The following is a 13,210-nucleotide window of genomic DNA, read 5'->3' on the forward strand; positions in this document are numbered from 1 at the left end:
ACACACCATCAAGTGTCATCAAAGCCAGCGTAACGGCACAGAATCGGCCCGTGATGAGCGGACAGTCCCGGGGGAGCGGCCGGTTCGGCGCGGGTGTGGTGCCCGGTGCCGTTCCCATGGCCGTTCCCGTGGTGGTTCCCGTGGTGGTTCCCATGGCGGTGATGCTCGCGATCGGGTTGTGGGGCCTGGACCGCGGTGGCATGTGGGGCGATGAGAGCGTCACCTTCCAGGTCGCGCAGCGCACGGTGCCGCAGATCTGGCGGCTGCTGCACGAGGTGGACGCCGTGCACGGCCTGTACTACCTGGTCATGCACGCCGTCCTCGCCGTCCACCCGGACGAGGTCGTCCTGCGGCTGCCGTCGGTGTGCGCGGCGACGGCGACCGCCGGCCTGGTCGCGGCCCTCGGCCTCCGGCTGACCGGGCCGCGGGTCGGCCTGGGGGCCGGTCTCCTCTACGCGATCACGCCGATGACCGGCCACTACGCCCAGGAGGGACGCTCGTACGCGCTCGTCGCGGCGGGCGTGACGGGGGCGACGCTGCTGCTGCTCAGGGCCGTGGAGGCGGCCACCGCCCGGGCCTGGTGGCCGTACGGGACCGTCCTCGCCCTGACCTGTCTGCTGCACGAGCTGGCGGTGCTGGTGCTGTGCGCGCACGCGCTGACGCTGGCGCTGCTGCGGGTGCCGAGGGCGGTGTGGACGGGGTGGGGGCGCGCGGCTGGGGTGGTGGTCCTGGTCCTGTTGCCGCTGGTGTGGGTGTCGCAGGGGCAGTCCGGGCAGGTGGCGTGGCTGGTGACGCCCGGGTGGGACAGGGCCGAGAGACTGCTGCGGAACTTCTGTCCGGGCCCGGCCGGGGTGGCCTTCTGGGCGTCGCTGCCGCTCATGGCCGTCGGGCTCCGGACCCGGCGACTGGCGGCGGTGGCGCTCCCCCTGCTGCTGGCACCACCGGTGATCCTCATGACCGTGTCGCAGGCGCGGCCGCTCTTCCACGACCGGTACGTGCTCTACTCCCTGGCGGGAGCGTCCCTGCTGGTGGCCGCCGGGGCCGGGCGGGTGGCCGGAGCGCTGGGGCGACTGCGGTTCGACGGGCGCCGGGTACGGGTCGGCGGCCGGCAGGTGCGAGTTCTGCTGGGCATCACCGGCCTCCTCGCCCTCACCGCCACCTTCAGCCACCAGCTCCCCGTCCACCGCCAGCACCGGTCCGCCGCGCACCGCCCCGACAACCTCGCCGTCGTCTCCGCGCTCGCCCTGCGCCAGATGCGCCCCGGCGACCCGGTGCTGTTCGTGCCGTCGGTCGGGAGGCTCGCCGCGCTGGCCTACCCGAAGGGGTTCCGGCAGGTCCGGGACATCGCGCTGCGGGAGTCGGCCCCGCGGTCCGGGACCCTGTGGGGCCGTGAGGCGACCCCCGCGGAGCTGCGGCACCGGCTCGCCTCGGTGGACCGCGTCTGGACCGTCGCGGAGGCGTACGCGCTGGACCCGCGCTGGTCGCCGCGCGACCCGGTCGAGCGCGTGAAACGGGCCGTCCTGGCGGAGGAGTTCACGGTCCGGGAGGAACACGCCCGGGGCGGGGTGGTGCTGCGTCTCCACGTGCGGAGGGCCCCGGGGGACGCACCTGCCACCGACGAACCGTCCACCGGGGTGGCGACCGCCGGTGAGCCGTTCGCCATGCGCCGTGGCAGCTCGGGCTTTCGTGTCGAGCGCCGGCCGTCGGTGGTTGATCGCGCAGTTCCCCGCGCCCCTTGATGCCCGACGTACCGGCCGCCGATGAGCCGCCCGGCGCGTCCACCGAGACCCCCGCCTCCGCTACGACCGTCCGTCTGCCGGCGAACCGCCCGCCGGCTCCGCGAGCGCCGCCGCGTCCAGTGCCGTGGTGAGTTCGTCCACGCGGGCGCGCAGGGCGCGGATCTCCTCCGGGCCGAAGCCCGTCGAGGCGGCGATCCGGCGCGGCACCTGAAGCGCTCGCCGCCGCATCGCCGTGCCCTCCTCGGTCAGCCGCACCTCCACCGACCGCTCGTCGCGCGCGCTGCGCTCCCGGCGTACGAGCCCCGCCGCCTCCAGCCGCTTCAGCAGCGGCGACAGCGTGCCGGAGTCCAGGCGCAGATGCTCGCCGAGCTTCTTCACGGGCAGCTCCCCGTGCTCCCACAGCACCAGCATCACCAGGTACTGCGGGTACGTGAGCCCGAGGTCCTTGAGGATCCCGCGGTAGACGCCGTTGAAGGCGCGGGATGCCGCGTGCAGGGAGAAGCAGATCTGCTGGTCCAGGCGGAGCCAGTCGTCGTCCGGCGTGTTCATGCTTCCAGGATAGCTCGTGCCCACCATTCAATTGCACACAACTTAATTGTGTGCTCTAATTCTGGGTGTCAGGCGGCCCCGGAAGCGGGCCGCCGAACGTTGACGTGTGAGAGGGAAGGATTTCCATGGACGCGCTCTACACCGCTGTCGCCACCGCCACCCACGGCCGCGAGGGCCGCGCCGTCAGCTCCGACGGCGTGCTGGACCTCGCGCTGGGCGTACCCCAGGCGATGGGCGGCAACGGCCAGGGCACCAACCCCGAGCAGCTCTTCGCCGCCGGGTACGCCGCCTGCTTCGGCAGCGCCCTCGGCCTCGTCGGCCGCCAGGCCAAGGTCGACGTCAGCGACGCCGCCGTGACCGCCGAGGTCTCCATAGGCAAGCAGGGCGAGGGCTTCGGGCTCGCCGTCATCCTCCGCGTGGAGCTCCCCGACAGCGTGGACGAGACGACCGGCCGCAAGCTGGTCGAGCAGGCCCACCAGGTCTGCCCGTACTCCAACGCCACCCGCGGCAACATCGAGGTCGACCTCGTCATCGAGTAAGCACCGGCACGTCACCCCCCGACCCGCGCCAGCACCTCCCCCGTCCGTCTGCTCCACGCCACCACCACGGCCTCCTCGGGCACCGGGTGCCAGCGCGTCAGCAGCAGCCAGCGCACGTGATAGCGGCGGACGACGGCGGCCCGCTCGGCGCGGGTCGAGTCGGGGGCCAGATAGGCGCGGACGTCGGCCGCCCGGCGCTCCCGCTCCCGTTCGTCGAGGGCGGGGTCGGGCCAGATGGGCGCGGCGAGGTTCGGCCCGTACCCAGCGATGGAGTGGCTGGCCAGATACCCGTCGGTGATCACCACCTCGCCCGGCCCGATGTGCCGCGCCGCCCAGTCGTACGACGGCCAGCGCGTCGGCTGCGTGAACCCCACCGGGTCGACCGAGCGCGGCACGACCGCCCCGGCGTGCACGGTGACGAACCCGACGCACACCCCGGCCGCCACCGCCCCGCCCAGCACCCGCCTGGCCCGCCGCCACGGCCGGGGCGCCGCCAGCTCCACCGCCAGCGCGAACTGCAGCGGCAGCAGGACGGCCCACAGGGCCCGGGCGTAGGTGTAGTGCCCGCTCACCCAGCCGTACCCCACCAGCAGGCACTCCAGCAGGAACATCAGCACCAGCGGGTCTCGCACCGAGCCGCGGGCCCGCACCCACAGTGCGGGCAGGCCGAGCAGCGCCAGCCAGGAGTTGGCGAGCATCCCGTCGTACAGCCGTCGGTGCATCGCGTCCATGCCGGTGTCGCCCACCAGCGACAGGACGTCGTAGTACGGCCACGACACGGCGAGCGCCGCGCAGGCCCCGCCGGCGAGCGCCCAGCGCGCCACGACCGGCCGGCGCCACCCCCGCTGCCGCGACGCCACGATCGCCACCGCCCCGACGAGCGCCGAGGCCGCCGTGACGGGATGGGTGAGCAGGATCAGCCCGTACAGGGCGCCGATCCCGGCGTACCCCCACCAGCCGCCGAGCCCGCTCGGGCCGACGAACCGCACGGACGGGGCGTCCTCTCGCGCGCGCCCGCAGGTCCAGGCCCACGCCCAGAACGTCAGCCCGATCGCGACGGCGGACGGATAGCCCAGGTTCGTCGTCATCGACATCAGCCCGAGGTAGCCGCTCCACAGGATCCGCGCGGTGCCCCACAGCAGCGTCATGAACAGCAGGGCCAGGACCGGCGCCCACGGGCGCGGGGTGAGGGCCCGGACGAAACGGCCGATCCCTGTCAGCAGCACCAGCAGGTGCACCGGACCGGCGAGCTTCACCACCGCCCAGCCGGACAGGCCGGTCAGCCGCGCCAGGACGCCCTGGGCGACGGCGTACGGCCCGTAGTAGGGACTGCCCTCGCCCGGCAGATCGGCCATGGTGTGGGCCGGATGCAGCAGATCGGCCTTGAGACGTTCGACGACCGCCGCGTGCTGTCCGGCGTCGCAGCACAGCGGGACCCGCCAGAACGCCAGCGTCATCACCAGCCAGAACAGGGCGCCGTAGAACTGGTACGGCGTCAGCCGCCCCACACGGCCGCCGCGCAGCGCCGTCGCGCCGCGCACGGTCCGCCGGACGAGGACCGAGGCGCTCACGGGACTGTCGGAAGGGCAAGGGTCTGGGGCATGCGCCGAATGTTCCCGCCCGCACGCACACCCTGACCCCGGGTCACTTCATCGAGTGAGGCGGCTACGCCCACCTGCCCACACACCCGCCTGCCGTCGTCAGTCGCACAGCGCCCGCTCCGCCGCGACCGGCCAGCGCGCGAACCGGAACTGCGTCCGCTCGAAGGCCCCCGTGAGGTTCCGCAGGAACCGCTCGGCGGTCAGCGGCGCGCGCACGGACTCCTTCAGCTCGGCCAGCTCGCCGCAGCCCAGTGCGGCCCGGGCCGCCTCGACCGCCTCCCGCGAGGCCCCGGCCCGCAGCAGGTCCCGCTGCGGCGGGTGCCGCACCGCCCACTCCGCGAAGACCCAGTGGTTGCGCAGGAACTTCTCGTGCCCGGGCCAGCTCCACCGTTCCAGCGCGAGATGCGCGCCCACGGGACTGGCCAGCCCCCAGGCGTCGTTGACATAGGCGTCGAGCGGCGCCGCGGCTCCCGTGACACCGAGGTGACGTCCCACGATCACCACCTGGTACGGGGAGTCCTCGCGCATCGGCGTGGCGTGCAGCCGGCGCGCGGCGTCGAAGTACAGCAGGGTCGGCCGGGGCGCCCGCGCGGCCCGGGCCAGCATGTCGCGCCCCTCCGGCAGGGCCGGCCAGTTGTCGACCCAGGTGGCGGTGCGCACCGGGTTGTGGTCGCCGAGGCCCTCCACGTCGGAGCTGCGCACGTTGAAGGAGCCGGGCGTGCTGCGCACGTCGAACGGCGTCCGCAGCGGGCTGACCGCCGCGCACAGCCACACCAGCAGCAGCGCGCTCGCGACCCCCGTGAACCGGGTCGCGGGCACGACCAGGACCGGCAGGAGCAGCAGCAGGAGGGCGGGCAGGATCATGCGGGCGTGCATGTAGTCGCCGCCGACGCGGACGACGTACCCGGCGAGCAGCGCGCCCGCCGCGAGCGGCGCCAGCAGCACCGCGAGCGAGGCCCGCCCCGGGGCGCGGTCCCGCCGTTCCAGCCGGGTGCGCCGCACGAGCAGGACGGCCAGCGCGGCGAGCACGGGCACGACGGGCCACAGCCAGTAGGGTCCGAGCGTCTCCTGCACATAGCCGGCGCCCCGGCCCCAGTCGCTGGCGCTCGCCTCCTTGGCGATGGCGGGCAGCGGCACGAGGATCCCGTAGTACCCGGCCCGGAACACCTCATAGGCCAGCGGCAGCGCCACCGCCGAGGCCGCCATCGCCGCGGTGCCCCGCCGGGACGGGCGCAGCACCCACCACTGCGCCGCCAGGAAGCACGCCGTGACCACCGCGAGATCGGGCCGGACCAGCGGCCCCAGCCCGAACACGAAGGCGGTGGCGCAGGTCACCCGGGCTTCCTGACCGCGCCGGGTGCCCGTCAGCAGCCACCACGACAGGCCGGTCCAGCAGGCGCCGAGGCCGCTCTCCAGGCCCGAGGTCATGTACGACCAGAACGGGGGCACGGCCAGCAGCACGAACACACCGGCCGGGAGCAGCAGCCCCGCGCCCCGGTGCAGCCGGCACGTGGCGACCAGGGCGAGCGCGAACCCGGCCGTGCTCAGCAGCAGCCCGAGCCCGACCGCGAGGAACGCCGGGTCCTCGCCGGTGACCCAGGTGCCGAGCGCGAGCAGCCACTGCCACAGGGTGCCGGTCGAGCTCTCCGCCCGTTCCCCGACGTTGAACACGGGCCCGTTGCCCGCCAGGATCTGCCGGACCGGACGCAGGTAGATCAGCCCGTCGTCGCAGATCCAGCGTCGCCGGTAGCCCAGCACGAACAGGGCCGCGGCCGGGACGGCGACCAGGGCCGCGTGCCACCAGTGCACCGGCCGCAGCCGCTCGACGACGGCCGGGGGCCGTGCCGAGGAGGCCCGCTGGCCGGGCAGGGAGGGAACGGCCTCGGGGCCGGCGGGGGTTCTCATCGCTCGATCAGCGCCCCTGACCGGGCGGGCAGCCCCGGGGTGCGGCGGGCCGCGGGCAGCAGCGCACCGCCCCGTTCGCCCAGCATCAGCAGGCGTACGACCCGCTCGGCGGCCTGCCCGTCCTCGAACTCGCAGTACCGGTCCCGGAAGCCCGCCCGCAGCCGAGCCGACTCCGCGTCCTGCCAGGTGCCGGACGCGAACAGCCAGGCCAGTTCCCGGTACGAGCGCGACACGTGCCCCGGTGCGTCCGCCGTGATGTCGAAGTAGGCGCCCCGGCTCGCCGTGAAAGCGCCCCAGTCGTCGGCGTGCACCACGACCGGCCGGTCGAGGAGGACGTAGTCGAACATCAGGGCGGAGTAGTCGGTGACCAGCGCGTCGGCGGCGAGCAGCACGTCCTCGACGTGCGGCTCGTCGGTCGCGTCCACCACCACGCCCCGCCGGTGCAGGTCGGCGAGGCCCAGGCCGCGCGCCACGCCCCCGGCCAGCGAGGGGTGCAGGCGGACGACGAGCGTGTGGCCGGGGCCGAGGTCCGCGGCGAACCGGGCCAGGTCGAACCGGTCGACGTGACCGCCCCGCCGGTAGTCGCGGCGGGTCGGCGCGTACAGCACGACCGTGTGGTCGGAGGGGATGCCGAGCCGCTCCCGGACGGCCCGGCCCCGCTCCGGGCCGGCGCCGACCAGCACGTCGTTGCGCGGGCTGCCGGTCCGCAGCGAGGTGAAGTGGCACGGGTACGCCCGCTCCCAGGCCCGCTCCGCGTGCCGCCCGGCGACCAGGCTGTAGTCCCAGCGGTCGGCGCGGCGCAGCATCTGCGGCACGTCGAAGCCGTGCCGGGCGCCCGGTTTGGTCAGCAGGTCGGCGCCCATGTACTTGAGCGGGGTGCCCTGGTGGGTCTGGATGTGGACGCTGCCGGGCCGCTTGGCCAGGGTGCCGGGCCAGTTGACGTTGTTCACCCAGTACGTGGCCCGCGCCATGACCTCGTGGTAGCGCCGCGAGCCCGGCGTGACGTGGTCGATGCCGGGCGGCAGCGCGTCCACCGCGTCCTCCCGGACCACCCACACGCCCCGGATGTGCGGGGCGAGTTCGCGGGCCTTGGCGTGAATCGCGGCCGGGTCACCGGACACGCCCCGGTGGTGGGTCGCCGAGTAGACGGCGAGATGCGGATCGAGAGGCCGCTTCGACTGGGCCCGGTACCAGGTGCGCACGGCGGTCTCCGACGCCTTCCGCACCACCCGGCGCTGCCCGCCCAGGACGGTGGCGCGCACGTCCCGCAGTCCCCGCACCGCCGCGTACGAGGCGTAGGGCGCCGACGCCAGCAGCCGCATCTCGACCCCGCGCCAGCCCTCCGGCTCCGGGAACCCGCCCTCGGGGAGGTGACGGCGGTGGAAGGAGCGGATCTCGCGGTAGAAGTCGCCCCGGTCGGCGGGCCGCACCCGGTCCTCCCGGGCCAGTACGAACAGCATGTGGTCCAGGGCCCGCTCCAGCAGCAGCGGCCGCGCCCAGTCCAGGTCGGGGCGCTGCTCCAGGAACGCGAACAGGCCCTCGTACTGCGGGAAGATGTCGAAGTGCCGGCGCCCCGGCGTCTTGGTGATCGCGCCCTGCCGGCGCTGCCGGTACTCCACCCCGATCCGGTCCAGACAGGCGATCCGCTCCGCCAGCACCATCGACCGGTAGCTGACCGGCGCGTCCTCGTACAGCCCCGGCGCGTACCGCAGGCCGTGCTCCTGGAAGAAGGACCGGCGGTACGCCTTGTTCCAGGCGACCAGGAAGAGGTTCAGGTACTGCGGGCTCTCCCGGATGCCGAAGGTGTCCGTGCCCGCCGCGGCCAGCAGGTCCGCCGCCTCGCTGCGCCCGCCCCGGCCCCACCAGTAGATGCGCACGTGGTCGAAGACCAGGATGTCCGGGTCGCTCGTCAGCTCCAGCCGCGCGGCGACGGCCGCCAGCAGGCCCGGCGTGTAGTGGTCGTCGCTGTCGAGGAACAGGACGTAGTCGCCGGCCGCCTCCTCCAGGCCGGCGTTGCGGGCTCCGCCCAGGCCGACGTTCTCGGGCAGGTGCAGCACCCGCACCCGGGCGTCGCGGGCCGCGTACTCGTCGAGGATCGCACCGCTGCCGTCCGGCGAGCGGTCGTCCACGGCGATCACCTCGAAATCGCCGTACGACTGGCCGAGCACCGAGTCGAGACACTCGCGCAGGAAGCCCTGCACCTTGTAGACGGGGACGATGATGCTGAAGCGGGGCACTTCTTCGGTCAGCTCCTTACGAGGGTGGCGGCGGGGGCCGGGACGCGCTCCGCGAGCGGGATCACGGGCGGGATCGACTCGGGTGGCTCCCCCAGCAGCACCCGGCGTACGACGCGCTCGGCGGCCCGCCCGTCGTCGAACTGGCAGAAGCGCTCACGGAACGCGGCGCGCAGGGCCGTGGCGGACTCGTCCGCCCAGCCGCCGTCGCGGAAGAGGGCCGCCAGTTCCTCGGGCGTCCGGGCGACCCGGCCGGGCGGGACCTGCATCAGGTCGAAGTAGACGCCCCGCAGCTCCCGGTAGACCTCCCAGTCGTCGGCGTACACGACGATCGGCCGGTCCAGGTTGGCGTAGTCGAACATGATCGACGAGTAGTCGGTGATCAGCGCGTCGGCGGCCAGGCACACGTCCTCCGAGGAGCGGTGCCCGGTGACGTCGATGATCCGGCCGCCGCCCCGGCTCGCCCCCTGGTCGTAGAAGTAGTGGGCGCGCAGCAGCACCACGTAGTCGTCGCCGATCGCCTCGCAGAACTCCGCCAGGTCCAGGCCCGACGCGAAGCCGGTGGCGTAGTCGCGGTGCGTGGGCGCGTAGAGCAGGGCCTTCTTGCCGTCCGGGACGCCCAGCTCCTTGCGGACGCGGGCGACGTCCTCGGCGGACGCCGTGCAGTAGACGTCGTTGCGCGGATAGCCGTACTCGAGGGTCTCGTGCGCGCCCGGGAACGCCTTCTCCCACATCTCGGTGGAGTGCCGGTTGGAGGTGAGGTTGTAGTCCCAGCGGTCGACCCGGGCCAGCAGCTTGGTGAAGCTGCCGGTCGCCGCGGCCACCACGGGGTACGTCGCCTGGTCGGCGCCCATCTTCTTCAGCGGTGTGCCGTGCTGGGTCTGCAGGTGCACGCTGCCGGGGCGTTTGACGACGGCGTCCGCGAAGTTGGCGTTGTTGACGAGGTACTTGGCGCGGGCCAGCACCTGCCAGTACTTCCGGCTGCCGATCACCGCGTACTCCACGTCCGGCGGCACGGCGCCCACCGCGTCCGGCTCCACCAGGAACACCGCACGCAGGTGCGGGGCGAGTTCGCGGGCCTTGGCGTGGATCGCGGCCGGGTTGCAGGCGTAGCCGCGGCCCCAGTACGCGCAGTACACGACGAGGTTCTCGTCGAGGGGCAGCCGCAGGGCCGCCGCGTACCGCAGGCGGGTGCGCAGCCCCCTCGGGCGCGGGAGCAGCGCGGCGGCTCCCGCGACCCTCCGGTTGGCGGCGCGCAGGGCGCGGAACGTGGCGTACGATCCGGCCGCCAGCAGCCGGTGCTGGACGCCGAGGCTGCCGCCGGGCGGCCGGTAGCCCGCGGGGCGGTGCTGCCGGTAGAGGGCGCTCGCCCGGCGGAAGAAGGCGCGCCGCCCGGCCGGCAGCCGCCGGGGATGGGCGGCCGTCTTCAGCACGGCGGCGAAGAGCTGCTCGAACAGCGGCCCCAGCCGGTCCGCGGGCAGCCCTTGCTCCGCGGCCCGCGTGAGCACCAGTTCGGTCTGGTCGAGCAGCTCGGCGTGGTGCTGCCCGGGCAGGTTGAGGCGGTTGCCCTGCCGGCGCAGCAGATGCCGGACGACGACCGTGCGCAGGGCCGCCATCCGCTCCGCCCGCAGGGCGACCAGACCGCCGAACCCGGTGTCGGTGAAGTGGTCCCCGGGGAAGGTGAGGTTCTGCTCGGTGAGGAAGGCCCGGCGGTAGGCCGCGCTCCACGCCGGCAGCGTCACGCCCGTCAGCCGCGGGGCCCGGCCGGGGGAGAAGGCCCCGTCCGGTGTCCCGGCCAGCAGGGGCGCGGCCGGGTTGGCCGGCTCGCCCTCCCACCAGGGGGTGCGCTCGTGCTCGAAGTACAGGACGTCGACGTCACCGACGGCGCTCAGCCGGGCGTCCAGCGCCGCCAGCGCCCCCGGGACCAGGGCGTCGTCGCCGTCGAGGAACAGCACATGGCCGCCGACGGCCGACCGCAGCCCGGTGTTGCGCGCCCCGGCCAGACCGGCCGACGGCGGCGAGTGCACCGGCGTCACCCGGGAGTCCCGCTCGGCGTACCCGGCGACGACGTCCGCCGCGGGTGAGTCGGGCGCGTCGCACACCGGGATCAGCTCGAAGTCGCCGAACGACTGGGCGAGGACCGAGTCCAGCGCCTGGGACAGCCGGCCCGCGACCCCATGGGACGGGACGACGATGCTGAAGCGGGGCATTCTGCTCTTTCTGTCGGGGCCGAGGGTCTTCGGAAGCGGGGACCGCGTCAGGTGACGCGAGGGCGTCGAGGCCGGCCGGACGGGCGCCAGGTCGGCGGTCGGCTCGGCGTCGGCCGTGACGGACTGGAGGGCATGTGGACTCCCACGCGTGAGAACCGGGCTCAGAGGAGGTCGGTGACGACGGGCGGACCGGCCGGCTGCGGCACCGTGGCGAGCGGCTCGCGCACCAGCGAGGCCGCCGCCGACGGCACGGGCCGGCGCTCGTCGAGCGGCACGACCGGCGGCAGCTCCGACTCCCCGAGGACGACCCGGCGCACGACCCGCTCGGCGGCCCGGCCGTCGTCGTACGTGCAGAACCGCTCCCGGAACGCCGAGCGCAGCTGGGCCGACCGGGAGCCGCGCCAGTGGCCGGTGGCGAAGATGTCGATCAGCTCGTCCTCGCCGCGCGCGACCGCGCCCGGCGGGAAGGCGCGCAGGTCGAAGTAGGTGCCGCGGGCCGCGTCGTACGCCTCCCAGTCGTCGGCGTGGATCACGATCGGCCGGTCCAGGTTGGCGTAGTCGAACATCAGCGACGAGTAGTCCGTGACCAGGGCGTCCGAGGCCAGGCACAGGGACTCCACGCTCGGGTGGTCGCTGACGTCGACGACCCGGCCGCAGGTGTCGGCCAGCGGGGCGTCGTAGGCGTGGTGGGCGCGGGCCAGCACCATGAAGCGCGGGCCCAGGCGGCGCACGATCCGCTGGAGGTCGAGGGTCTGGCGCTGGGAGCGGCGGTAGTCGCGGCGGGTCGGGGCGTAGAGGATCGCCACCGTGCCCTCCGGGACGCCGAGGGAGGCGCGCAGCCGGGCCACGTCCGCTTCGGTCGCCGTGCGGAACACGTCGTTGCGGGGACAGCCGTACTCCAGCGTGGTGTAGCGGCCGGGGTGGACGCGCTCGTGGGTGAGGGTGGTGTGGCGGTTGGCGGACAGCAGGTAGTCCCACTGGTCGACACTCTTGAGCAGCCGGGCGAAGTCCCTGCCCCGGGCCGCCGCCGGGTGCTCCTGCAGGTCGAGGCCGATGTGCCCCAGCGGGGTGCCCTGCCCGGTCTGGATGAGGGTCTGGCCCCGGCGCTTGACCAGGCGGTGGTCGAAGTCGGTGTTGCTGACGAGGTAGGCCGAGCGGGCCAGTGCCGTCCAGTAGGCGGCCGTGCCGGGGACGACGCGGCGCGGGCCGGGCGGGATGGTGTGGTGGTGCTCGGGGCGGGCGATCCACGTCGTGCGGATGTGCGGCGCGAGATCGCGGAACGCGGACTCCAGCGCGCCCGGGTTGCAGCTGTGGCCGCGGCCGTCGTAGGCGGTGAAGACGGCCCGGTCGGCGCGCAGCGGGAGACAGCGCTGGACGCGGTAGTGGAGCCCGAGCGCCGCGGACCGCGCTCCGCGCAGCAGTTTCCCAGTGGTCCGCGCGACGCGGCGGTGCAGGGCCGACGCCAGCTGGAGCGTGCGGTAGGTGCGGTGCAGGCCGAAGCGGATCAGGATGTGGTGGATCCGGCAGCGCAGGGGGACGGCGACGCCGGGGGTGCGGTAGCGGCGGTAGTGGGCGCGGGCCCGGCGCATGAAGTCCGCGTGCGTGCCGGGGGGCAGCCGGTCCCGACGCGAGTACACGATCGCCAGGTGGTGGACCATGCGGCGGAACAACACCGGCCGCCACCGGGCCAGTTCGGGCCGCTCCTCCAGATACGCGAACACCCGGTCGTACTGCTCGAAGACGTCGAAGTGCCGCTCGCTGGTGGTGCGCAGGATGCTGCCCTGCCGCCGCTGCCGGTAGTGCACGCAGACGCGGTCGAGGGTCGCGATCGACTCCGCGGTCATCAGCACCGGGTACGTCCACGGCGTGTCCTCGTAGTACCCGGGCGGGAAGGCGAACCCCTGCTCCTCGACGAACTCCCGCCGGTAGGCCTTGTTCCAGGCGACCATCAGCAGCCGCAGCAGGCCCGGCCGGTCCTCCAGGCGGAACGGGGCCGGGCCCCGCTCGGTGAGCTGGAGGGCCGCCTGGTTGCGGACCGCCTCGCCCGTCCAGTAGGTGCGCGCGTAGTCGAAGACCAGGACGTCCGGATCGCCCGTCTCCTTCAGCCGGTCCGCGATCGACCGCAGCGCGTCGGGCGTGAGGGTGTCGTCGCTGTCGAGGAACAGCAGGTAGTCGCCGCTCGCGTGGGACACGCCGGCGTTTCTCGCGCGCCCCAGGCCGACGTTCTGAGACAGGTGGACGGGGTGGACGCGCGCGTCGCGGGCGGCGAACTCGTCGATGATCGCGCCGCACGCGTCCGGCGAGCAGTCGTCGACGACGATCAGTTCGAGATCGGGACAGGACTGGGAGAGCACCGATTCGAGGCACTCGTGCAGGTACGCCTGAACCTGGTACGCGGGGACAATGACACTGAACCTGGGCAAGAGGCCATCC

8 protein-coding genes are annotated in these 13,210 nt (G+C 74.1%); 2 read left to right on the plus strand and 6 right to left on the minus strand.

Annotation, left to right across the window (positions count from 1 at the left end; translation table 11 throughout):
• Positions 1-152 precede the first annotated feature (152 nt).
• Positions 153-1,739, plus strand: coding sequence for a glycosyltransferase family 39 protein (locus ABZ192_RS26315; protein WP_356926981.1), 1,587 nt, complete (start codon positions 153-155; stop codon positions 1,737-1,739).
• Positions 1,740-1,799: 60 nt separating this feature from the next.
• On the opposite strand, the gene ABZ192_RS26320 is transcribed toward ABZ192_RS26315, so the two are convergent.
• On the minus strand, positions 1,800-2,288 hold the full coding sequence (locus ABZ192_RS26320) for a MarR family transcriptional regulator (RefSeq protein ID WP_356926929.1): 489 nt from the start codon (positions 2,286-2,288) through the stop codon (positions 1,800-1,802).
• 125 nt (positions 2,289-2,413) lie between these two features.
• Here ABZ192_RS26320 and ABZ192_RS26325 point away from each other — a divergent pair, with 125 nt between their 5' ends.
• Positions 2,414-2,827, plus strand: coding sequence for an organic hydroperoxide resistance protein (locus tag ABZ192_RS26325; RefSeq protein WP_356926930.1), 414 nt, complete (start codon positions 2,414-2,416; stop codon positions 2,825-2,827).
• An 11-nt stretch (positions 2,828-2,838) separates the two neighbouring features.
• Here the strand turns inward: ABZ192_RS26325 and ABZ192_RS26330 are convergent, their stop codons facing one another.
• From ABZ192_RS26330 to ABZ192_RS26350, 5 genes are all read right to left on the minus strand, one after another.
• Positions 2,839-4,398: a hypothetical protein gene (locus tag ABZ192_RS26330; RefSeq protein ID WP_356926931.1), complete on the minus strand. Its 1,560-nt coding sequence runs from the start codon at positions 4,396-4,398 to the stop codon at positions 2,839-2,841.
• A gap of 129 nt (positions 4,399-4,527) precedes the next feature.
• A complete protein-coding gene (locus ABZ192_RS26335) occupies positions 4,528-6,333 on the minus strand; it encodes a hypothetical protein (protein ID WP_356926932.1) in 1,806 nt (601 codons plus the stop codon).
• Positions 6,330-8,570: a bifunctional glycosyltransferase family 2 protein/CDP-glycerol:glycerophosphate glycerophosphotransferase gene (locus tag ABZ192_RS26340; protein WP_356926933.1), complete on the minus strand. Its 2,241-nt coding sequence runs from the start codon at positions 8,568-8,570 to the stop codon at positions 6,330-6,332. Before ABZ192_RS26340 ends, ABZ192_RS26335 begins: the two co-directional genes overlap by 4 nt.
• Before the next feature lie 8 nt (positions 8,571-8,578).
• Positions 8,579-10,777: a CDP-glycerol glycerophosphotransferase family protein gene (locus ABZ192_RS26345; protein WP_356926934.1), complete on the minus strand. Its 2,199-nt coding sequence runs from the start codon at positions 10,775-10,777 to the stop codon at positions 8,579-8,581.
• A gap of 161 nt (positions 10,778-10,938) precedes the next feature.
• Entirely contained in the window at positions 10,939-13,200 is a 2,262-nt protein-coding gene (locus tag ABZ192_RS26350) for a bifunctional glycosyltransferase family 2 protein/CDP-glycerol:glycerophosphate glycerophosphotransferase (RefSeq protein ID WP_356926935.1), read from the minus strand.
• Positions 13,201-13,210 lie beyond the last annotated feature (10 nt).

Origin of the sequence: Streptomyces sp. NPDC006235 (genome assembly GCF_040613735.1) — a bacterium.
GTDB lineage: Bacteria > Actinomycetota > Actinomycetes > Streptomycetales > Streptomycetaceae > Streptomyces.